At 54.3% G+C, this 23227-nt stretch carries 16 protein-coding genes and 1 pseudogene; 9 read left to right on the top strand and 8 right to left on the bottom strand.

The features are described 5' to 3' along the window. The first annotated feature begins 2 nt into the window (after positions 1–2). The 5 genes and pseudogenes from OSC10802_RS0101750 to OSC10802_RS56280 all read left to right on the top strand — a co-directional run bounded on the left by OSC10802_RS0101750 (position 3) and on the right by OSC10802_RS56280 (position 7815). Positions 3–2615 carry a CHAT domain-containing protein gene (locus tag OSC10802_RS0101750; RefSeq protein WP_017715065.1) on the top strand — a complete coding sequence of 871 codons (2613 nt, stop codon included), beginning with the start codon at positions 3–5 and terminating at the stop codon, positions 2613–2615. A gap of 169 nt (positions 2616–2784) precedes the next feature. Then, positions 2785–3477 carry a DUF928 domain-containing protein gene (locus OSC10802_RS0101745; protein WP_198525039.1) on the top strand — a complete coding sequence of 231 codons (693 nt, stop codon included), beginning with the start codon at positions 2785–2787 and terminating at the stop codon, positions 3475–3477. A gap of 10 nt (positions 3478–3487) precedes the next feature. After that, positions 3488–6334: a CHASE2 domain-containing protein gene (locus tag OSC10802_RS0101740; RefSeq protein ID WP_017715063.1), complete on the top strand. Its 2847-nt coding sequence runs from the start codon at positions 3488–3490 to the stop codon at positions 6332–6334. Further along, a pseudogene (locus tag OSC10802_RS56285) lies at positions 6331–6711 on the top strand (response regulator); the annotation flags it as partial. The gene OSC10802_RS0101740 and the pseudogene OSC10802_RS56285, both read left to right, overlap by 4 nt. 198 nt (positions 6712–6909) lie before the next feature. Next, a complete protein-coding gene (locus tag OSC10802_RS56280; protein ID WP_369797109.1) occupies positions 6910–7815 on the top strand; it encodes a sensor histidine kinase in 906 nt (301 codons plus the stop codon). A 73-nt stretch (positions 7816–7888) separates the two neighbouring features. Here OSC10802_RS56280 and OSC10802_RS0101730 read toward each other — a convergent pair whose 3' ends face one another. Both OSC10802_RS0101730 and OSC10802_RS0101725 read right to left on the bottom strand, forming a co-directional pair. Further along, the gene (locus tag OSC10802_RS0101730; RefSeq protein ID WP_017715061.1) at positions 7889–8647 is read right to left on the bottom strand and encodes a GDYXXLXY domain-containing protein; all 759 of its coding nucleotides are present in this window, start codon (positions 8645–8647) and stop codon (positions 7889–7891) included. Positions 8648–8649: 2 nt separating this feature from the next. After that, positions 8650–10050, bottom strand: a complete 1401-nt coding sequence (locus tag OSC10802_RS0101725) for a DUF2157 domain-containing protein (RefSeq protein WP_017715060.1) — start codon at positions 10048–10050, stop codon at positions 8650–8652. A gap of 549 nt (positions 10051–10599) precedes the next feature. Between OSC10802_RS0101725 and OSC10802_RS0101720 the strand changes: the two genes are divergently transcribed. From OSC10802_RS0101720 to OSC10802_RS0101690, 4 genes are all read left to right on the top strand, one after another. Then, entirely contained in the window at positions 10600–11319 is a 720-nt protein-coding gene (locus OSC10802_RS0101720; protein ID WP_017715059.1) for an SDR family NAD(P)-dependent oxidoreductase, read from the top strand. Next, a complete protein-coding gene (locus OSC10802_RS0101715; RefSeq protein WP_026098077.1) occupies positions 11316–12005 on the top strand; it encodes an SDR family NAD(P)-dependent oxidoreductase in 690 nt (229 codons plus the stop codon). Before OSC10802_RS0101720 ends, OSC10802_RS0101715 begins: the two co-directional genes overlap by 4 nt. Positions 12006–12169: 164 nt before the next feature. Next, on the top strand, positions 12170–12841 hold the full coding sequence (locus OSC10802_RS0101710) for a Uma2 family endonuclease (protein WP_017715057.1): 672 nt from the start codon (positions 12170–12172) through the stop codon (positions 12839–12841). Between the two features lie 1552 nt (positions 12842–14393). After that, a complete protein-coding gene (locus OSC10802_RS0101690) occupies positions 14394–16148 on the top strand; it encodes a sensor histidine kinase (protein WP_017715053.1) in 1755 nt (584 codons plus the stop codon). Positions 16149–16426: 278 nt separating this feature from the next. Here the strand turns inward: OSC10802_RS0101690 and mutT are convergent, their stop codons facing one another. The 6 genes from mutT to carB all read right to left on the bottom strand — a co-directional run bounded on the left by mutT (position 16427) and on the right by carB (position 23166). Continuing rightward, on the bottom strand, positions 16427–17149 hold the full coding sequence (gene mutT, locus OSC10802_RS38255) for an 8-oxo-dGTP diphosphatase MutT (protein ID WP_232731599.1): 723 nt from the start codon (positions 17147–17149) through the stop codon (positions 16427–16429). After that, on the bottom strand, positions 17106–17504 hold the full coding sequence (locus OSC10802_RS53945) for an HhH-GPD family protein (protein WP_232731598.1): 399 nt from the start codon (positions 17502–17504) through the stop codon (positions 17106–17108). Before OSC10802_RS53945 ends, mutT begins: the two co-directional genes overlap by 44 nt. An 84-nt stretch (positions 17505–17588) precedes the next feature. Next, complete coding sequence (locus OSC10802_RS0101680; protein WP_017715052.1) at positions 17589–17933, bottom strand: DUF760 domain-containing protein; 345 nt, start codon at positions 17931–17933, stop codon at positions 17589–17591. 242 nt (positions 17934–18175) lie between these two features. Then, entirely contained in the window at positions 18176–19132 is a 957-nt protein-coding gene (locus OSC10802_RS0101675; protein ID WP_026098076.1) for an RNA polymerase sigma factor, RpoD/SigA family, read from the bottom strand. A gap of 273 nt (positions 19133–19405) precedes the next feature. Further along, complete coding sequence (locus tag OSC10802_RS55380; protein ID WP_017715050.1) at positions 19406–19537, bottom strand: hypothetical protein; 132 nt, start codon at positions 19535–19537, stop codon at positions 19406–19408. 383 nt (positions 19538–19920) lie between these two features. Beyond that, the gene (carB, locus tag OSC10802_RS0101660; protein WP_026098075.1) at positions 19921–23166 is read right to left on the bottom strand and encodes a carbamoyl-phosphate synthase large subunit; all 3246 of its coding nucleotides are present in this window, start codon (positions 23164–23166) and stop codon (positions 19921–19923) included. Between the last annotated feature and the right edge of the window lie 61 nt (positions 23167–23227).

The following is a 23227-nucleotide window of genomic DNA, read 5'->3' as shown; positions in this document are numbered from 1 at the left end:
ATATGGCAAAAATGCGAGTGTTGAGGATATCTGTCTGGGCGAGGGTTTGGTTGGGAGTGCTGGCGATGTTTCTTGTGACGGTGGCGATTCCATCCGCCGCGCAGCAGGCCCCTCAGCCGGTGGCGCAGGGCGCAGAAGACCGTGCCGGCAGTTTGCTTGATGCTGGGCGAAATCTTTACGAAGCGGGACGGTTTTCTGAGGCGGCTGAGGTTTGGAAACAGGCGGCGGCAAGTTTTGAGAGAATGGGGGATGAGACGGGTTATGCTTGGAGTTTGAGCTATCTGTCGCTGGCTTATCAAAATTTGGGGAAATGGGATGAGGCGCGGGGTGCGATTGATAAATCCCTGAATATTTTGCAGCGCACCGGCGAGCAGGGGGATGCGGCGATTCTGGCGCAAGCGCTGAATGCTGAGGGAAATCTCCGATTCGCAGCGGGAGAAACTGAAGCGGCGCTCAATAGCTGGGTGCGGGCGGAAAAAGTCTATGCGGAGGCGGGGGATGAGGTTGGAGTGCTGGGGAGCCAGATCAATCAAGCGCAAGCTTTGCAAACTTTGGGGCTGTACCGGCGAGCGCAGGATATTTTAGCCGCTGCGAATGCGCGAGTTGCCGGTCAGCCGGACTCTCCTCTGAAAGCTTCCGCATTGCGGAGTCTGGGAGTTGCTTTGCAAGTGGGGGGGTCTTTGCGGCAATCTCAGGAGGTTTTAGCGCAAAGTTTGGCTGCGGCGAAACGAGCCGGCTCCCCTGCCGGTACGAGCGACATTCTTTTCAGTCTGGGAAATACGGCTAGAGATTTTAAACAGAATGAAGCGGCGCTGGATTATTACCAAAAGGCGGCGGCGGCTGCAACCAGCCGGCGGGTTAAACTGGAAGCGCTGCTCAACCAGCTCAGTCTTTATGTTAAAATAGGGCAGCCCTCTATAGCGCTTGTTTTGCTGCCGGAAATTGAAGCGGAAATCGCGGCTTTGCCGCCGAGCCGGATGTCGGTTTATGCGGCGGTTAATTTTGCCGATAGCCTGAAGAAGTTGGCGGGCTGCCGTGAGGGAGAAGCTGGAGATGTTGCTAGTAAATGTTCGGGCGTTGAAAAAGCTTCTCTGTATGAAAAGGCGGCGCGAGTTTTGGCGCGAGGGCTGCAGCAGGCGCAAAAGCTGGAGGATTTGCGAGCGGAAGCAATAGCCCTCACGGAGTTGGGTTCGCTGTACGAAAAGACGCAGCAGCAAGCTCACGCTTTAGCGCTGACGCAAAAGGCGCTCGCGATCGCGCAGGGGATGAGCGCTTCGGATATTGCCTCTGGGGCGGGGTGGCAGCTGGGCCGGCTTCTCAAACAGCAGGGAGACATGAATGGGGCAATCGCAGCTTATGGCTCTGCAGTTAGCGCTCTCCAGTCTTTGCGCAGTGATTTGGTGGCGGTAAATCCGGAGGTGCAGTTTAATTTTCGGGAGAGTGTCGAGCCGGTGTATCGCGAGCTGGTGGGGTTGCTGCTGCAATCGGAAACTCCCAGCCAAAAGAACCTCAAGCAAAGTTTGGAGGTGATGGAATCGCTGCAAATTGCGGAATTAGAGAACTTTTTTCGAGAGGCGTGTTTGGATAGTGCCAAGCGCAAGCCGGTTGACCGGGTTGACGCGGCTGCTGCGGTGATTTATCCGATTATTTTGCCGGATCGCTTAGAGGTGATTGTGTCGCTGCCGGGGCAGCTGCTGCGCAATTACAAAGCGGCTGTGCCGCAAGAGATGCTGGAGAAAATTATCAGCCAAATGCGGCAGTCTTTGAATCCAGCGTTTTCAAATCAGGAGCGTTTGAAGCAATACCTGCAGATGTATGGCTGGCTGGTGGGGCCGGTGGAATCCGAGTTGCGGGCCGGTGGCATCAAAACGCTGGTTTTTGTGCCCGACGGTTCTTTGCGAAATCTGCCAATGGCCGCCCTGTATGATGGCCAGCAGTATCTGGTGGAGAAATATAGCGTCGCTCTCTCGCAGGGGTGGCAGCTGCTGGAGCCGCGATCCCTCAAACCCGGAGAGCTCAAAGCGATAACGGCGGGGCTGTCGCAAGCTGTCCAGGGCTTCAGAGCTTTGCCAGGGGTGGAGTCGGAAATGGCTCAGATTTCGTCTGAAGTGTCCGCGAAAGTGCTTTTGAATCAGGAGTTTACCGACACCAACCTGAAAAACCAGATCGGCTCAACGCCTTTTCCGGTGCTTCACCTGGCAACCCACGCGCAGTTCAGCAGCAGCGCTGAGGACACGTTTATTCTCACGTGGGACGGGCGCATTAATGTGAGAGAATTAGATCAGCTGCTGCGAGCGCGAAACCAATCCTCAGCAAATCCGGTTGAATTGCTGGTGCTGAGTGCGTGCCAAACTGCCAAAGGGGACAGCCGAGCTGCCCTGGGGCTGGCGGGAGTGGCGGTGCGCAGTGGGGCGCGAAGCACCCTGGCTACGCTGTGGGCGGTGCGCGACCAGTCTACTGCCGGTTTTATGGCTGAGTTTTACAAGCAGCTCACCCAACCGGGCGTTAGCAGAGCGGAAGCCGTCCGTCAAGCCCAGCTTGCGCTTTTGAAGCAGCCGCAGTACCAGCACCCCTTTTACTGGGCACCGTTTCTGCTGATAGGAAATTGGATGTAGCTGTGGGGTGCGTTTTTCTGGGGAGTGGTGGGGTGCCGCAGGCAAAGCTTCTGCGTTTGCTGTCGGGTGCGGGGACGCTAGCTTTTTTGAGAATTTCCGACCCCTTGAGGGAAGTATATCTATAGATAGATGCGCAAAAGGCTGCTTTATGTATTGCAACAAGTTGTCATTGCGAAGCGCTCTGTTTTGGCTGATTTTTGGCCTGGGGGTGACGCTGCTCCCCAAATGGCCCGCACAGGCGGTGACCTTTGAGCCGCCGGCGGGGGACGCGCCCAAACAATCGAGTGGGGGAGCGTCGCGGGACGGAGGGCAGTGCTTCAGTCAGGCAAAGACAAGTGCGGCGGTGACGCCGCTGACGCCGGACACTCACTATGGCCTGACGGTGGCCGAGCGCCCGACTTTCTTTGTGTACCTCCCAAAAACGGGAGCTAAGCAGATGTTTTTCTCGGTTCAAGATGAAGACGGGAAGCAGGCTTACCAGACCACTTTACCCCTGCCTGACAAGCCGGGGGTGATCGGGGTGAAACTCCCGGATTCCGCACCGGCGCTGGAAGTCGGGAAGAATTACAAGTGGTCTTTGGTGATGGTTTGCGGTAGCGAGATCGAGCCGGACAGTCCGGGGGTAGAGGGATGGGTTCGCCGAGTCGCGCCGTCGGCCAACCTCAAGCGTGAGAAACACCAGGAAGCCTCACTGGAGGAGGCATCCGAGCTGGCGAAGGCCGGCATTTGGTACGACGCCCTGTCGGCACTGGCCCAGTTAAGGCAGGCGCAACCGGAAAATCCGGCCCTGATAGCTCACTGGAAAGAACTGCTGGAGTCAGTCAAACTGGACGCCATCGCCATAGAGCCGGTGATCGAATAGCAACAGCGCCATGTTTCCCGATCTCAAAAAGCTTGTTTGGCGGTGGCGGTTTGTCCTGGCGGCGTCTCCGGCGGTGGCGGTTTCGGTCATGGCTGGGGGGGTGGCAGGACTGTTCCAGCAGTTGGAGTGGGCAACTCTGGATCAATTTTTTCGCTTGCGACCGGCTGAACCGGCTGATGAGCGCGTTCTGATTGTTAAAATTAATGAGTCAGACATCACAAAAATGGGCCAGTGGCCAATTCCTGATGCTGTGTTAGCTGAGTTAATTCAAAAACTGAAAGCCAAGCAGCCAGCGGCCATTGGCCTGGATATTTATCGGGATTTGCCGGTGGAACCAGGACACCAGCAATTAGTGAGGGTGATGAAGTCGTCACCTGACTTGATTGGGGTCAAGAAAGTGGCGGGAGAAAAAGTGGCACCACCCCCGGCTCTCTCTAAACTCGATAGAGTTGCCCTAGCAGATTTGGTGCTGGATGCGGACGGCAAAGTGCGGCGCAGCCTTATTTCTGCGAACGATAGCACCGGTCAAATTGCATTAAGCTTAGGGGCTCGCTTGAGCTTGATGTATCTGGAAAGCAAGGGCGTAACCCTCAAGAAGCTGGATGCCAAAAGAAAGGTTTTGGGGTTGGGGAGGGCAAGATTTGTTCCCCTGACAGGAAAGGAGTGGGGGTATAAAAATGCAGATGTTGGCGGCTACCAGATTTTATTGAACTATCGCGGCACCGAGAAGCGCTTCCATACGGTTACCATGAGTGAGGTGCTCTCTAATCAGGTCTCGCCGCAGCGGATCAGGGGTCGCATTGTTTTGATTGGCTCAACAGCACAGAGTATCAATGACTTGTTTCACACGCCCTACAATAGCAGTCTCATGGCTCCTGGGGAACTGATGGCCGGTGTGGTGATTCACGCCAATACCATCAGCCAGATTTTGAGTGCGGCGCTGGATGGCAGACCGCTGATTCGAGTGTGGCCACAGCTGGGAGAGTGGCTGTGGGTTGTGTGCTGGTCTTTGATTGGCTCCTGGATCGCTTGGGCGTTTCCAGAGTCCAAATTTTTGAGAGAGAAGGCAACCTCTCAAGGGACCGCTGTTGCCGCAGCTGTGGCAGCCGGCACTCTGCTCAGTGCCGGCTATCTGGCCTTTCTAGGAGGCTGGTGGATTCCAGTGATTTCCCCGTTACTGGCGCTTGTCGCGTCTGCTATTGTGGTAACAAACTGGAAAAATCAGTGGCAGCTACAGCAAGCCAACGAGCAGCTACAGGAGTATACCCGCACCCTAGAGATAAAAGTGAGCGAGCGCACCCGGGAATTAGAAGCAGCAAAAGTCCAAGCTGAAGTGGCCAACAAAGCCAAAAGCGAATTTTTGGCCAATATGAGCCACGAACTGCGCACCCCTCTAAACGGTATCCTGGGATACGCGCAAATTTTGCAGCGCTCCTCAACTCTGGCAAAATCAGATGTTGATGGCATCGGCATCATTTACCAGTGCGGGTCACACCTGCTAACGCTAATCAATGATATTCTAGACCTGTCGAAAATAGAAGCTAGGAAACTTGACCTGCACCAGAGTGAGTTTCATTTCCCTTCGTTTTTGACGGGAGTGGTGGAAATTTGCCGGATTCGAGCTCGCGAAAAAGGGATTTCGTTCGTTCCGCAATTCGACTCCGGGCTGCCGGCTGGCATTCAGGCTGATGAAAAGCGGCTGCGGCAAGTGCTGATTAATTTGCTCGGCAATGCGATTAAGTTTACCAGCAGCGGGGGGGTGACGTTTAAGGTGGGGGTAATCGGGCATGGGACAGGGGGCACCGGGTATGGGGAAGAGGGAAAAACTGAAGAATTGCCCGTGCCAAAGGCCCAATGCCCGATCGCCAAAATCCGGTTTGAAGTGGAAGACACCGGTGTGGGGATGACGCCCGAACAGCTGGAAAAGATATTTTTGCCTTTTGAGCAGGTGGGGGACAGGAAGAAACAGGCAGAAGGCACCGGCTTGGGACTGGCGATCTCCAAGAAGCTGGTGGAGATAATGGGGAGCGAGCTAAACGTCGAGAGTGCTTTTGGAAAGGGCAGCCGGTTTTGGCTGGATTTGGTGGTGCCGGTAGCCACCGGCCCGACGCCGGCAGCTGCAGCAGCCCACAGCGGAAAGATTGTTGGGATTAAAGAGAAAAAGCCGAAAATTCTGATCGTGGACGATCGCTGGGAAAATCGCTCGGTTATAGTCAAGATGCTGGAACCGATTGGATTTTCTTGCGTTGAGGCGGCTAGCGGTCGAGAGGGTTTGGACAGAGCCGCCGAACTCCAGCCCGATGCCATCGTGACTGACCTGGCCATGCCAGAAATGGACGGGTTTGAGATGATTCGGGCATTGCGGCAATCGCCTGAATTCAAAAATGCGGTTATTATAGTATCATCTGCCAGCGTATTTGAGACTGACAAACAGAACAGTTTGCGGGCGGGGGGGGATGAATTCTTGCCCAAGCCGGTGGAGCTAGATGTTCTTCTGGCTCACTTGCAGAAGTATTTGCAACTGGAGTGGATTTATCAACAGAGCCGGGCCGCCGGGGAGGGGCCAATCGTGCCGGCCCAGAGGAACAGTGGAAAATTGCAACCCCCACTCGCCGCTGAACCTCTACCCTCTGGAACCCCGGCACGTGCTGTCGCCCCACCGGCAGAAGAACTGGAAAAGCTGTTTAATTTGGCCATGAGAGGCAACATCCAAGGGATAGAAAAAGCAGTGGGAGAGCTGGAACAGCTGGATGCCAAGTTCGCGCCTTTTGCCACCGAGATACGGGACTTAGCCGAGGGTTTTCAGGTCAAGAAAATCAGGGAGTTTATCAATTCTTTTAGGTGTGATAACCCATGAATCAGATTAACATTGATGAGGCTACTATATTGCTGGTGGATGACAGCCCGACCAATCTGAAAGTGCTGACTGGAGCGATTACCTCTTGCGGCTGGGAAATTTTGGTGGCCACCGAGGGGGAAACGGCTATCGATCTAGCAGAATATGCCAAACCTGACTTGATATTATTGGATGTAATGATGCCAGGAATCGATGGGTTTGAAACCTGCTGCCGGCTGAAGGCCAACCCGGGAACCTGCGACATCCCGGTAATTTTTATGACCGCCCTTTCAGACACGATTGATAAGGTAAAAGGGCTCTCCCTAGGAGCAGTAGATTATATCACAAAGCCATTTCAGCAAGAAGAGGTGATAGCCAGGGTTAGGCTGCACCTGAGACTGAGTTTATTAACAAAACAGTACGCTCAGCAAAATTCCTTATTGAAACAGGAAATCTCTGAGCGGTGCGCCGCAGAAGCCGCACTGCAGCAGCTCACTGAAGAGCTGGAGCGGCGGGTGGGGGAGCGCACGGCTGAGCTGCAAAGCGCCTGGGAGCGGCTGCAGCAAACTCAAGTCCAGCTGGTACAAACCGAGAAAATGTCCGCACTCGGCCAGTTAGTCGCCGGTGTGGCCCACGAAATTAACAATCCGGTTGGCTCTCTCGCCGGCAATCTCAACTACATAGAAATTTACACAAACAGCCTGATGGAACTCTTAAATCTTTACAGAGACGAGTTTCCCAAGGCCGGCGCAAAGATTGAGTCCAAAATGGAGGATATTGACCTGGACTTTTTGATGGGGGACTTGCCCCAACTGCTCACCTCGATGAAAGCGGGCACAGAGCGCCTCCGCAACATCAGCACTTCTCTGAGGGTTTTCTCGCGCTCCGATACTGCGGCTCCAGTAGATTTCAATATTCACGAGGGCATCGACAGCACCCTGCTGATTTTAAAACACCGGCTGAAAGCCAACAAAAAACGCCCTGAGATTAAAATTATAACTGAATATGGCGATTTGCCAATGGTTGAGTGCTACCCCGGACAGATCAACCAGGTATTTATGAACTTAATAGCCAATGCCATTGACGCCCTTGAGGAGCTGTCTCAGGGTTATTCCTTTGATGAGATCATCGCTCGCCCCAATACGATTGCCATCCGCACCGGCTTGAATTACGACGGCACTCACGCTATCATCTCTATCAAAGATAATGGCCCCGGAATGTCCGGTGAGGTAAAAGACCGGGCGTTTGACCACTTCTTCACCACTAAAACCGTAGGGTTTGGCACGGGACTGGGGCTATATATTTCCCGCCAGATTGTGGAGGGAAAACACCAGGGCCGGCTGAGCTGCATTTCCGCACCGGGAGAGGGAGCGGAATTCATCATTGAGCTGCCGGTAGAAGCTCCAGCCGGCGGTGGCGAATCCAACTCCAACTCAGAGGAAAATCCAGGCCGGCGCACCTTCATTGCCACCGGCATCATCCCCGTTTGGCCCAAATGTTAAGGCGAGAAACCCGGTTTCTTCAAGAAACCGGGTTTCTGGGCTATAATGCAAGTGAGAACCGCTATATATACTTCTAGAAGCGATAGTTGCGCTCGCGCACCCACAAACTCACCGGCACGGCATTTCCCTGCGCGTCTACCTTCGCTTCTACTACGAAAGGTATGGCCTGTCTGTTCTGCCCAGGCTGGCGTTGCTGAGCTTGATTAATCTCATTATTAATTTGCTCTCGCTGGTCTTCTGGCATATAATAGGTTTCCAGTCCGTACTCGGCGCTCCACCCGCTGTACTTGCCCTTGATAGCCACCTGATTTGCCGGCAAATCCTTGGGGCGCTCCCGGCTGACACGCACCGGCTTCCAAGGTTGGGGACGCCCAGAAGCCGCCGCCGATTTTTGCGCTTCCATTATAACATAAAAACTGGTTCCCGCATCGACATATTTCTCTTCCGTGCAAGTGCTTTTAGCCGGCGGTTTAACCGCAGGGCAACTTGACGTGTGACCGGGCAAATCTTTCCAGCCGGGGAGACTTTTCAGAGTGTTTTGAGTGGAGATATCATAGCCGAGAGTCTGGGAGTAGCCGCGCAACAGGTCGTAAGGGTCAACCGGCGCGGTTTGCAGAGTCACAGTCTTGCCGGTGACGTAGGTGTAAAATGCCGGTGCCGGCACGGCAGCAATCAGCACCGTTTGGAACAGCAGGGGAACCCACAGCCGCCAAGCTCGCAGAGGCTTTTTGGGAGCCTCCCAGCTGATATTTCGCTCAGTCTCACCGCTGACATCCGCAGGGGGTGTTTCTGGAAGCAGCTGTTTGTTAGAATCATCCAAGTTAGAAGTCATAGCTAATTCTCCTGAGAAGGGGTTAAAGTAGAGGAGTAGCGCTCAAACACCAAGCCGGCGGCAATCGCGCCAATGCCGCACAGGAAAAAGACAAAGGCTTTGAACAGCAAGCCGGTGTCGTACTCCAGCATCCGGCTGATAATTTGCAGGACTAACAGCAGCATGCCGCCCCAAAACGTGCCGCGATTCCCCAGCGCCAGCCCTTCCCGAATCAAGCCGGCAGCTAAGAGAAACAGCAGGGCGTTGAAGGCAAAAATAGCCAGCAGGGGAATGGGACTGAAACTGAAATGCCAGAGGGGAATTAGGGCGCTGACTGCAATAAAGCAGGCAATGGTGTTGGTGGTGAGATCGACTCCCCTGCGGGATGGGTGTTTTCTTCCCTGACGCGCTAGATATAGCCATTCCCAAACTGTCAAACCGCCAAGCAGCGCCACGTCGAGCAGGGGAATCCAGCTGAGCAGCGCTGCAGCTTCAAGTTGCTGGCTGGAAGCGTTTTCCCACCACCGGAAGGAGCAAAAATAAAACATTCCGCCGAGAAACCACAGCGCCAGATTTCGGGCGAGAGACTGAAAGAGCCGGCTGTGAATGTTTGGCCAAAGGGTGTCGTCATAGCCCCAAAGCAGAGCCGGTGGGAGGGCGCAGGCAATGGCGGCAATCCAAGCCGGTGACACACTAGAACCTTGGAAAAGAGAGGTTTCCAGGGAAAAGACTGTCCCAATCGCAGCTAGGGCAAAAATCGCGCGGGACCGGCACCAGTAAGCCAGGGGCACAAACAGCACACAAGACACCACCGGCATGTGCTGCACCAGCAACTGCAGCCAGGAAAATTCTTCTTTTGAGCGCCAGTCGAACACGCCCAGCCAGTAACCCGAACCCATTAAAATCATTCCCAAGACGCCCAAAGAAGTAAAGCGCAGGCTGTACGCCATTGCTATCACGCCCAGCCCCCAGACGAGCCACAATCCGTAGGCGGAGCCAGAGATGTGGAACATCTGCGACATCAGCGCCATATTCGCCCCCAAGATTATTGCGCCGAGCAGCAACAATGCGTGCCCCAGCCGCTGTTTCCACCCGTTTCGCTTTGCCGCAGTGCCGGTGGGCGTTCGCCACAGATAGAAGCCGGCGGCATTCACCCCGATAAAGAAGCTCAGGAGCAGGGCGACTTTAAATTCCCGCGACCAAAATTGCCAATTCGCTGCTACGAAGGTAATTGCGGCTAAGCCGATTAGGATTCCTCCCAAGCCGGTGATAACTGCAATAAAGCTGTTGCTGGCAGCGGTTTCCAGGCTGTCAAACTGATAGCGCTCTGACAGTTGCTGGTATAAATCTTCATGAATTAGCCCCTCAGCGCGCCAGAGTTTGGCTTCCTGGCGCAGCTGGTGGCGAAACTTGTCTGAAACCATTTCATTGGCCTCGTTTTTTCATAAGACCGGCACGGTTGCCTACTTTATAATATAATCTTGATGATTTGATTTCGGGAGAGGTTTGGGACACCGGCATGACTGGCACAGTTCCGCCAGAACCCCCCCGACTTTTTGGGTCGGAGGGAACGCCTGTCCTACGTTGGGAAAATCTACCCCTCATACCCTCGTTCCGGGGCGGGCACGGGGACCCGCCCCTACAGCCGGGAAACAGGGCGGGCACGGGGACCGGCTCCTACAGGTTCTGACTTTAAAATGTTTGTAGGGGCGGGTTCACCCACATCTGATAGCGAAGCGATGCGCGTTAGCGCATTACTTCGTAGAGACATTTTAAGTAAACCCGCCCCTACCGGCCCTACCGGCTCGCCTGAGATAGGCCAAGTTTTCTTATGTGGCGGTGTGCGCAACTCCGAAGCGACTGCCTCCTCAAGTAGCAATTAAGGTTTAAATAAAATTTAACAAAGTCGATAGAAAATGTGCTGCTAACTGTGATAAATTTTGGAGTGACCGAAAAAGCCAAAAAGCAAAGGAGTGAGCTTGACTTTACCCGGACTTAGTAATAAAACAGCGGTCGTCACCGGCCACAAAGGCGGAATCGGGGCGGCGATCGTCGCCCGACTGGAAGCTGAAGGCGTCAAGGTGATCGGACTCGACTTGCCGGAAATCGACTTAGGCAATGTCGCCGCCATTGAAGAACGGGCTGCCGATTTTGGTGAGGTAGATATTCTGGTGAACAATGCGGGGGCCACAGGATTTGGCAGCGTCCTTGACACCCCCATTGAGATGCTGGACAACCTTTTCGCCGTTAATGTCCGCGCGCCCTTTGTCTTGATGAAAGCCGTACTGCCTGGAATGATCCAGCGCCAGCACGGCTCTATTGTCAATATTGCCAGCGATCAAGCTTTAATTGGCAAACGAGTCAGCGCCGCCTACGGACTGACAAAAGGAGCACTGGCGCAGCTAACGCGCAGCGCCGCCTTGGATTGGGCACCGCACGGCATCCGCGTCAACTGTATTGCCCCCGGCAGCACAGACACAGCCATGTTGCGCCAAGTAATCCGCGAGCTCCCTGCCCGATATCCCAATCTTTATAACGATGCCTGTGAGGATTTGTACAAAAGTGCTGTGCCGCTGGGACGCTTTGGCAAACCAGAAGAGATTGCTTGGGCGGTTGCGTTTCTTGCCTCCGACGCTGCATCTTTTATGACCGGCGCGGTGATTCCGGTTGATGGAGGGGGAACGGCGCAGTGAACGTACTGGTTACTGGCGGCACACGAGGTATTGGTCGGGCGATCTCCGCACGTTTCCAGGAATTGGGCGCTGATGTCGTAATTTGCGGTCGGACCGCACCGCAAAATCCCCTGGCCGGTGTGCGTTTTATTCCTTGTGACGTGGCAGATCCAGACTCCGTTACGGCACTGTTCCGCCAGATTGAAAAGCTGGACGTGCTAGTCAATAGCGCTGGACTAGCTGGGTCCGATACCCTGGACGGCGATGAAACACTGTGGCGGGCAATTCTTGCCACGAATCTCGACGGTTCCTATCGTTGCGCGAAGGCCGCCATTCCGCTTTTGCCAGATCGCACCGGGCGCATTATTAACATTGCCTCAATTTTGGGATTGCGTGCTGTGCCCGATCAAATTGCCTACTGCGCGGCTAAACACGGGGTTGTTGGACTGACTCGCGCCCTGGCGCTGGCACTCGCCCCTCGTGGCATTACCGTCAATGCGATTTGTCCGGGGTGGGTGGATACGGAGATGGCACAAGGGCGCTTCTCGGATCTGGGAACCACGGCAGCAGAGGTAGCGCGGAACACTCCAACCGGCAGGATTACAACTGCTGAGGAAGTGGCGTCGCTGGTGGCTTGGCTGGCATCTCCTGAAGCCGGCAATCTGACGGGACAAGCGCTCGTAATTGATGGCGGGTCATCCATTTAAACTGCCCTTGTAGGGTGGGTGACGCGAAGCGCGTCACCCCCCTTAATTTTCTCTAATTTTAAAGAGAATATCAAGATTTTACCACAAACAATGATACAATAAAATATCAGCTCTCATCGCAACCGGCCTGGTACAGTTAGTGAAAGCCAAAAGGCAAAATCGATATGACTTCTACAACTCCTGTTGCGCCCGCTTTGTCTCTTGCTGCTCCCCAATGGACACCGGCTACCTGGGATGATTACTTAGCGTGGCGCGACAGTACGAATTTGGATAAAGACGTCCGGCTGTTTTTTAACGCGGGGTATCTTTGGGTAGATAGGGGCAATGAAGGAATTAACCACGCTCGATTTAACGATTTGTTTACCCTCGTATTTGGTGTCTGGTTTGCGCGTCAGCCAGGGGTGCCGGTCGATTCCCTAGGCGGTTGCGCGCTTGAGAAACCCAACTCGCGCTCGGCGGCTCCCGATAAAATTTTGTATGTAGGCGGAGGTTCGCCACAGTGGGCGGAGGGAGAATCGGGACGAATTAATCTGGATAATTGGCGCGTGCCCGATTTAGTGGGGGAAATTGCCGATACAACCTTAGCTACGGATTTAGATGAGAAAAAACAGCTTTATGCTGGGTTGGGAATTCCCGAATATTGGGGAGCCGATATCAAGGGTTGGCGGGTGCTGGCCTTCTACTTGCAGGAGAGTGGGAGATCCCAGCAGATTGAAACTTCTGCGGTGCTGTCGGGGCTGCCAATTTCGCTGCTGTCGCAAATGTTAGAGCGTATGAATGAGGGAAATAATATTAATGCTGCTTTATGGTTCTCTCAGCAAATTGCTAATTTATAGCGGTTCTCAGTTGGATGAAGTAGCCCTTTGAAACCCGGGTTCTTAAAGAAATCGGCTTTCTCACTACCTCAGTCGCAGTTAGGTTAGGACGTAGGACAGGCGTCTCGCCTGTCCCAGAGACCTTGAGGGCAGGGAGGGAACGCCTGCCCTACGCCTATACTTCGTAGGACAGGCGTTCCCTCCGATCGAGCGTGTCCTTAACTGACTGTCTATTGCTATAGCGCATGTCCAAGCGAGGCAGAATAAAAGGCGGAGCGCCGGTGACGCCACCGGCAACCTGCCTGGAAAATGCCCAAATGCTGCCTCTTCTCAATGATTTGCCCAACCTCTGGGGGCTTTGAACCCCCACAAAGGATTGATACCGGTTCTCAGTTGGATGAACTATGGCCCACAAACCCGGTTTCTTAAAGAAACCGGGTTTCTCAGTACCGGTACGGGGGCCGGCGCTCAAAGGCCCACACCCCTGACTCCTGATACAATATTCGGCAGCACCATTATTGCAACACTCTTGTGGAGCGCCGAATCGCGCCGGTGGAATGCCGGTGTTACCGGATACGGCATAAGCTTTTATGCTTTTAATCTGCCTATTTTTTGAAATTTATCTAACCAGTCTAGATTTGAGCGCATGCATAAACTAATGGCGAATATAGATTTTTGTAGTGCGAATTAAATAGAAAAAGCTTAACCCTACCCCCGGCGCTCACTTGGCATCCAGAACGGGGCAGAGCGCGTGTTTGGTGCCGGCACCGGCAGATCCCCCACGGCGGCACAGCTGAGAGCGGGCGTTAGCTTTGCGGCTCCTGCGGAGCGGCGCGCCCCACTCCCCCCGCAATGGGATGATGCCCCACGCCCTATGCCCTGTGCCCTATTTTCCAGTCAGTGCCAGTCCTCTCGCACACCCCACGACTTCCTGGCGTGCCGTCCAGAGCTGTAATATCCAAAAATTCATTTTGAACTAGAATAATATGGGTGTGCCCGAGGAGCGTCCCATTTTTGCACTCCCGCCACCCCCAACCGCTCTCCCAGAAGGGCAGAGGGCAGAATTATTGATTTTTTCTCCCCTCGCCGTGAATAAAAAATCTTCTCCCGTCCTCCCTTCCTTAATAGGGGGGGAATGAGGGGGGTGCCCCGGAGAGGGGGGGAACGGCGGGTGAGGGAGAAAATCTTTGCAAAAAGCGGATACTCCCCGCACCCAGCAAGGAGCGGTGGTTGGGCGGGTTTCGCTCACTTAAAATGCCTGTGGGGAGCGAGCACCCGAGCCCGCCGGCACAGCACCAATCTCTCACCCGTTTGGAGCGAAGTTGGGCGCATGGGTAAATATAGCGGGGCACCTATTTCTGCAAGCGCGGGACTGAGAATAATTTCTGCTTGCGCTTGCCCAGCCGGCACATTAAACAGCACATCAGGGTAAGAAAAGAGCGCGAAAAAATTTCTTTTAGGAATCCAGCGCAAGGGCAGGTCAGAAATGGTAAACTGGAACTCCTGAGAGGGCGAAAAATTTTAAAATTTTTCGGTGCCCGTCTATGTTGAGACCGTCGTGCGAAAACTATTTATGGCATCCAAAATTTCTAAACTCTCCCCGGATAGCAAAACAAGAAATTATGATATGGCCCCGCAGGAGCGACCTAACAACTTGACTAAAATCGGGTTCAGACAATTGTTTGGGCGATTGGGAATCAGGCAGAAAATTAGCTTGGGTTCGGCTCTGGCTATTGGTCTAGCTCTTGCCGGCGCTATTACGGGAAGAGTCATTGAAAGTCATTATAAGGAACAAGTAAAAGACCAACTAACAGCGACTTTAAAAACAGCCGACACCCTGACAGCACTCACCGCAGAAGGCTTGCGGGCTAGAGTCCAGAACCATATGCTTGCGCCGGTTTTAAACAGCCCCCAGATTTTTGAGGAAGAAGTTTCTCAATGGCGGGAGCATATTGTGGGGATAAATCAGCAGCTGGCCGAACTGAACGCTTTGACACTCGCCAACCCCACCCTCACTCAAGAAGAGAAAACCAGGCTGCTAACACTGAGTAAAAATTATGCCGGTGTGGTGGCCGCCTACTCCAAGGAAATCAACGACCTGTTAAAGCCAGTTACCTTGCCCAAGCCCAATCAGGCAAACCTGAAAGCAGCGCGGGAATCCCTGATAAATTTTGACCGCAGCCAAGTGGCTTCCGAGCTGAATAACTTGTCGGGCGATTCCGCCACCCTAGCGGGCCAATTTCGCGAGCGTGCCGGTATGGCCTTTCAAGCCTACGAGAGTGCGGAAACACTCGGAACCAGCATTATTATAATTAGCCTGCTGGTGTCAGTTGCGCTGGCAGCCGCTCTCATATCCTACACGAGCTGGGCGATCTCCGCGCCCCTAGAAGCCACAACTAAAGTAGCTGAGCGGGTGACAGCAGAATCAAATTTTGACCTTCAGGCACCCGTGACCACCCGCGATGAAATTGGCAAGCTGACCGTCTCTCTCAATCATCTGATAAAACGGGTAGCAGAGTATACAGAAGAATTGCAAAATACCGCCTATAAAGCTGAAGCCGCTAATCGGGCTAAGAGCGTGTTTCTCGCGAACATGAGCCACGAACTGCGCACCCCCTTGAACGCGATCATCGGCTACAGCGAGATCCTCGCAGAAGAAGCGCAGGATTTGGAAGTCAACGAATTGATCCCGGACCTTGAGAAGATTCAGAACGCGGGCAAACACCTGCTGAACATGATCAGCGATATTCTAGACATTTCCAAGATAGAAGCCGGTCAAGTCACCATCTATTTGGAAACCATTGATGTTGCAAATCTGGTGAAGGACGTAGCCGCCACTGTCCAGCCGCTGGTGGAGAAAAATGGCAATACCTTGCAGGTAAACTGCGCTTCCGATATCGGGATTATGCACTCAGACCTCACCAAAGTGCGCCAGGTACTCCTGAACCTGCTCGGCAACGCGGTAAAATTCACCGAAAATGGCACGATTTCCCTCACCGTTAAAAAAGAGCCCGCGCCAACTGTCGCCGTGCAAACTGTCGGGGAGGAAACCGGCACAAATTCAACCCCCAGCTTTCAACCCGCCTCTCTCTTCGTTTTTGAGGTAAAAGACACCGGCATTGGCATGACACAAGAGCAGATAGACCATATTTTCCAAGCGTTCACCCAAGCGGATGCCTCCACCACCCGCAAATATGGCGGCACCGGCTTGGGGCTGGCCATCAGCCAGCGCTTGTGCCAGATGCTGGGCGGCGACATCTCCGTCGAGAGCGAACCCGGCGCTGGTTCCGCTTTCACCGCGCGCTTCCCAGAGCGCCCTCGCGCCTGACACGGCACAGGTGATGGGGCATGGGGCATGGGGCATGGGGCATGGGGCATGGGGCATGGGGCATGGGGCATGGGGAATATTTTCAGTTTTTGCCCCACTCCCGCCGCAATGCCCAATCCCAAAATCCAAAATCCTTGCATCCAAAATCCTTGCATCCAAAATCCAAAATTGGTATAGCAGTAGCCACTTAGGTTAGGACGTAGGACAGGCGTCTCGCCTGTCCCTATCTCAACTAGCAAGTGAGATGCCTTGTCCTAAACTTACTGTCTGCTGCTAGATCACCGAGCATCCCGCCGCAGCGCTTCAATAATCCTCACATTCGCCACTGGAAAGGCAAACTGATCGATCTCCTCGAGCGTCACCCAGCGAATCTCATCGCACTCCAAAGGCTGGGGCTCCCCCCCAACGTGCCGGCAGTGATAAACATTTAGCGTCACCTGGAAGTGAGTGTAAGCGTGTTCCACCGTAACTAAATGCTCCCCCACTTCCACCTCAATCGCCAACTCCTCCAGAATTTCTCGCCGAATGCAAGCTTCGATGGTTTCCCCATCCTCCACCTTGCCGCCCGGAAATTCCCACAGCCCGCCCAGCAGACCATTTTGCTTGCGCCGGTCAATCAAAATTTTACCCTCACCATTCCAGATGACGGCAACGCCAATAAATTTATGCGGTACAGGAGAAGCAGCTTCGCGCATGGGTAACTCAGATTGCACACCCAGATTATACCCCTGACAGTTACCCCGCCACGGACAAAGCAAACAAGTGGGATTTTTCGCCGTGCAGACTGTCGCCCCCAAATCCATCAGCGCTTGGTTGAAATCTCGCGGATTTTCTGGGTCGAGAAGCGTTTCCGAAAGCTGCCACAGCTGTTTTTCTGCCTTTGCCGGTGGCACAGGCAGCGCCGAGATCCGGGCCAAAATCCGCTTCACATTGCCATCCAGAATCGGCACCGGCAGATTAAATGCCGCGCTCTCGTATGCCGCCGGCAGTCGTGCGCCCAATTCCAGGCAATGCTAGCACGTCCTCGGGCCGGTTGGGAAAAACGCCCCCGTAACGCCGCACAATTTCTTGAGACGCCCGGTGCGCGTTGCGGGCGCGGGCGTAGTAACCCAACCCCTGCCAGACTTTCAGCACCTGCTGCAAATCCGCATTTGCCAGATGTTCGACTGTGGGAAACTTTTCCAGCCACCGCTGGTAATAAGGCACAACCGTCTTCACCTGAGTTTGCTGGAGCATAATCTCCGAAACCCAGATTTTGTAGGGATCTTGGCTGCGCCGCCAGGGCAAATCGCGACCGCTTGCTGCGTACCACTGCAGCAGCCTTTGCCGCAACTCCCAAACAGTAGATTTCGGCACACTCTCTTGACAGCCTGCAGAGATTTTTAGGTGCTGGGGTTTCAAAGCTGCTTTTTTCTATAACAGTTTGCAGACTGACGGCACCTAATCACTCTCGGAAGCGCTAGCCTCCGAATGCTGCAGCGACTTTTCAAAGTGCATTCGCTGCTCAGCGTTGCGCAGGAAGTAGCCGCTAATCATTGCCGAAGCCAGCAGCCGACCGAGATTTTCGCGGCTGGTGGTAACAGTTATTCCGAAGTGTTCGGAAGGCAAGTTCCCCAACATCCCGACAATATTCCGTTCCATCACCTGAAACACTTCAGAAGTAGTGGGTCTCGACAGCTGAGCGACAGTATCCGGGCTCATCGATTGCACGTAGTGCCACAGCAAATTGCCAACTTCTGGCTCGCCACCAAAAAATTCTGGAGATCGATTCGATGCGTGATTCACCTTGTACCTCCTAGCGGCAAAAGCTCCCGCCTCTATCTTTACAGGGGTTGATTCAAGAACTGCAATTGGGAACTGTTACGTTTCTAAACATTAATTTAGCAGCCTGATGTCAGTTGCGAGAGAGAAGAAACCGAACCAAGACCGGCGGGTTCACTCACCAGATTTTAGATTTTAGATTTTAGATTTTAGATTTTAGATTTTCTTCAAAATCCCAAATCCAAAATCCAAAATCCAAGATCGACCTAGCTGGCCACATATTCGCCCACATCAGCTTTCCGCTTGCGAAGCTTACTTAGGGCTTCGCGCTCGATCTGGCGCACCCGTTCGCGGCTGATATTGAGGCGGTCGCCAATTTTGGCCAGCGTCATGGCCTTACCGTCGTCCAAGCCAAAGCGCAGAGACAGCACTTGACGTTGCTGAGGCGTTAGGTCAGCCATAATCACCTCCAGGTCAGTCCGCAGGGAAGAGTGCACGGCAAAATCTTCAGGAGTTGGGCCGGGATCTTCGAGCAAATCTCCTAGCTCCGTATCTTGATTATCGCCCACGCGCAAATCTAGCGACAGCGGCTGGCGGGCCCGTTCCAGATATTCCCGAATTTGCTTTGGCGTCAGCTGCAGCGCCTCAGCCAATTCAGCAATTGTGGCAGATCGTCCCAGATTTTGAGCGAGCTGGCGCTGAGCCTTTTTGATTTTGTTGAGCTTTTCGGTGATGTGAATCGGCAAGCGAATTGTGCGACTTTTTTCTGCTATAGCACGAGTAATCGCCTGCCGAATCCACCAATAGGCATAGGTGGAAAACCGGTATCCCTTAGTGGGGTCAAATTTTTCCACACCCCGCTGCATGCCGATCGTGCCTTCCTGGATTAAGTCCAGCAAATCCACATTGCGCTTGATATATTTCTTGGCCACAGACACCACCAATCGCAAATTGGCCTCCACCATCTTGCGCTTGGCCATTTCGCCGGCGGCTATTGCCTGCTGCAATTGAGCCTCAGACAGCTCAGCGTGCTGCGCCCACTCCGCCAAGCTCGGCTCGCGGCCCAGCTCGGCGGCTAGCTCATCTTTCTTCAACTGCAGTGCGGTTGAGCGCTGCACCTCTTTACCCAGCATTATCTCCTCCTCGTGAGTCAGGAGCGGCACCCGGCCAATTTCTCGCAGGTAAGTGCGAACTAGGTCTGTAGAAGTCTGTGCGGTCTTCATAGCATCGGGATAGGGATAGCGACAGGGTTGGAGAAATCTTGCTGGCATTGCCAGCTTGGTTTTCTTTGCGAGTGCGACTCTTCACGCAGGGCGGGCACAGTATCGGGCCACGACTGCCGGCGCTGTTGGGCTAAAGTAGGGGCGGGTTTACCAGCATCTGAACTTCCCAGAGACATTTTGGATAAACCCGCCCCTACAAACCTTTGGGCATCAGCCCAACTACAAACCTTTGGGCTTTAGCCCAACTACAAACAGTCGCCTCCCGACCTGCGATTACCGGTCTCGGACTCTCACCGGCACCGGCACCGCTTCTGGTTGCGATTCCGCCTCGCTGGCCTCCAGGGCCTTCGACACCAGCCCAATCGCCAAACCCACTGCCGTCACTAGGATTATTTCGGTTGTCATAAATTTTGTTAAGGTCTCGCCTGCTTGGTATGTAAACGATTGTAACATTCTTTTAACGACTGTCTACCCCCCCGGATCGGAAAACCGATCCTGCCGGTGGCCTTCTAAACAAGCCTCAAAACACCACTTTACGGGGAAATCAACTTGAAGACTGCATCCTGGAAAACAAAACCCCAGCCATCTGTTTGCGGATTACCGAACACTCCCCCAACCCCGTGGCATTTAGTTTTCTTAATCTTTGCCATAAAAAACCCCCCTGCTGCGGGAGCAGGGGGGCCAGGGAGCGGGGGGCGGGGGGGCAGGGGAGTAACGGGAGCGGGGGAGCCGGGGAAATTGCCAATGCGCCATGCCCTATGCCCCATGCCCCATCCCCAGTGCCCAACTTAATGGAAATAGTCCTGCAGGGCTTTCACCTCCAGGGGTTGGGAGTTCATAGCTCGCAGGGCGGCAGCAGTGGCCCGAGCACCGGCAATCGTCGTAATAATCGGCAACTTGTAATCCAGCGCCGTGCGGCGGATGCGGCGGGCGTCCGTCTGCGAGTCCTCACCCGAAGGAGTGTTAATAATAAACTGAATCCGCTCATTCTTAATCCAGTCAATCACATGAGGCCGGCCCTCATGGACTTTCAGCACCAGCTCCACATCTTCAATGCCGTGCTCCTGCAAAACGTGGCGGGTGCCGTCAGTGGCCACAATCTTAAAGCCCAAATCCACCAACTCTCTCACCACCGGCACAACCGCCACTTTGTCGCGGTGGTTCATCGACACAAACACCGTGCCGCCTTTGGCCAAGCGCACCCCCGCCGCCAGTTCCGCCTTAGAAAACGCTGTTCCAAACGCGCTGTCAATCCCCATAACCTCACCCGTAGAGCGCATTTCCGGCCCTAGAAGCGTATCCGCACCAGGAAACTTATCAAACGGAAGTACCGCTTCCTTCACCGAAATGTGCTGCGGAATCACTTCCTGGGTGAACCCTAAAGACTCCAGAGTTTCCCCCGCCATCACCCGAGACGCCAACTTGGCCAAAGGTACGCCAATCGCCTTAGAAACAAACGGCACCGTGCGAGAAGCGCGGGGGTTGGCCTCCAGAATATACACCTGCTCGCCCTGAACGGCATACTGGATATTCATCAGCCCCACCACTTTCAGCTCCTTGGCCAGCTGCGCCGTCCAGCTGCGGATGGTATCGAGCACAGACTGCGACAGAGTGATATAAGGAATAGAGCAAGCCGAGTCCCCAGAGTGAATCCCCGCCTCTTCGATGTGCTCCATAATCCCGCCGATCGCCACCCGACCGGTCGGATCTGCCAGCGCATCCACATCCACCTCGATAGCATTCTCCAAAAACTTGTCAATCAAAATCGGGTGATCCGGCTCCACCTGCACCGCGAAAGTCATGTAGCGCTCCAACTCGGCGTCAGAGTAGACAATTTCCATCGCCCGTCCCCCCAACACATAGCTGGGGCGCACCACAACCGGATAGCCAATTCGCTTGGCCACCACCAGCGCGTCCTCGTAGTGACGAGCTATGCCATTCGCCGGCTGCTTAATATCCAGCTGCCTCAGAATCTTCTCAAACCGCTCCCGGTTCTCAGCGATATCAATCGAGTCGGGAGAAGTCCCCCAGATTTTCGTTCCCACATTAGCAACCAGACCCGATTCCAGCGCCTTCTGCAACGGCACCGCCAGCTTCAAAGGCGTCTGCCCGCCAAACTGGATGATGATCCCCTCTGGATTTTCCGCTTCTATAATATTGAGCACATCTTCTTTGGTCAGCGGCTCAAAATACAGCCGGTCGCTGGTGTCATAGTCTGTGGAAACCGTCTCTGGGTTAGAGTTGACCATGATTGTCTCAAACCCCTGAGCTCGCAGCGCGAAAGAGGCGTGACAGCAGCAGAAGTCGAACTCTATCCCTTGGCCAATCCGGTTCGGCCCGCCGCCGAGAATCATCACTTTCCGTTTCTCGGACTGCCGCACTTCTGACTCGTCCTCGTAGGTAGAGTAGTAGTACGGCGTCACCGCCTCAAACTCAGCGGCGCAGGTGTCCACCAGTTTGTACACCGGCTTGACTCCCAAACTCTGCCTGCAAACCCGCACCTCATCTTCTGTCGTCTTGGTGGCGAAAGCAATCTGCCGGTCGCTGAAACCCTGCCGCTTTATAGCATACATCTCCTCTTTTGTCAAGGCTTGCAGCGAAGTGCGCTTGAGGAATTTCTCAGTTTGCAGCAAATCAGCCATTTTGTCGAGGAACCACGGGTCAATGCCGGTGAGTTCGTAGATTTCCTCGACGCTCATGCCCATCATCATGGCGTGGCGGATGGTGAAGATGCGCTCTGGATTGGGGGTGCGCAAGCCGGCGCGAATATGCTCCAGACTGGGCAGGACTTCTTGCCGGTCGCAACCCCAACCGGCACGCCCCGTTTCCAGAGAGCGCAGCGCCTTTTGCAGGGACTCCTGGAAGGTGCGCCCAATGGCCATCGCTTCGCCCACGGACTTCATCTGGGTGGTGAGTATGGGGTGGCTTCCGGGAAACTTCTCAAAGGCAAACCGGGGGACTTTGGTGACCACATAGTCGATGGTGGGCTCAAAGCTGGCCGGTGTTTTCTTAGTGATGTCGTTGGGAATTTCGTCGAGGCTGTAGCCCACAGCCAGCTTGGCGGCCATTTTGGCGATCGGGAAGCCGGTGGCTTTCGACGCCAAGGCGGATGACCGGCTGACGCGGGGGTTCATTTCAATGACAATAAAGTCGCTGTTGACCGGATTGACGGCAAATTGAATATTTGACCCGCCGGTTTCTACGCCAATCTCGCGGATAATCTTAATTGAGGCGTCGCGCAGCCGCTGGTATTCTTTGTCGGTGAGGGTTTGCGCCGGCGCGACGGTGATCGAGTCGCCGGTGTGGACGCCCATCGGGTCGAAGTTCTCGATCGAGCAGATAATCACGACATTATCTGCCAGATCCCGCATCACTTCCAGCTCGTATTCTTTCCAGCCCAGAAGCGACTGCTCGATCAGGATTTGGGACACCGGCGAGGCGTCAATGCCCCCTTGGGCCATTTCTTCAAACTCTTCTTGGTTGTAGGCAATGCCCCCGCCGCTGCCTCCGAGGGTGAATGCCGGTCGGATAATCAGGGGGTAGAGGCCAATTTGGTGAGCGACGGCTTTCGCTTCGTCGAGGTTGCTGGCGATTCCCGACGGACAGGTGGGCACCCCAATCCGCGCCATTGCTTCTTTGAACAGCAGCCGGTCTTCCGCCATCTCAATTGCCGGCAGCTTAGCGCCGATTAACTCTACGCCGTACTTCTCCAAGACGCCATTTTTGGCCACGGCAACTGCCAGGTTCAGGCCGGTTTGCCCGCCCATCGTGGGCAAGATGGCCTGCGGGCGTTCTTTGGCGATAATTTTTTCTAGGATTTCCGGCGTTAGGGGCTCTATGTAGGTGCGGTCGGCCATTTCGGGGTCGGTCATGATGGTGGCTGGATTGGAATTCACCAACACCACCTCAAAGCCCTCCTCTCGCAGGGCTTTACAGGCTTGCGATCCCGAATAGTCGAACTCACAAGACTGTCCAATTATAATTGGCCCTGAGCCAATCACAAGAATTTTATGTAGGTCTGAGCGACGAGGCATAGAGATTTTAGATGGTTGATTTTCGCTTTTGGATGGGGCCTATCCCTGAATCCAAATTATT

This window comes from Kamptonema formosum PCC 10802 (genome assembly GCF_000332335.1).
In the GTDB taxonomy this organism is placed as follows: domain Bacteria; phylum Cyanobacteriota; class Cyanobacteriia; order Cyanobacteriales; family Oscillatoriaceae; genus Oscillatoria.
Note: the sequence above shows the minus strand (reverse complement) of the source record. Positions and strands in the feature narration are given on the sequence as shown.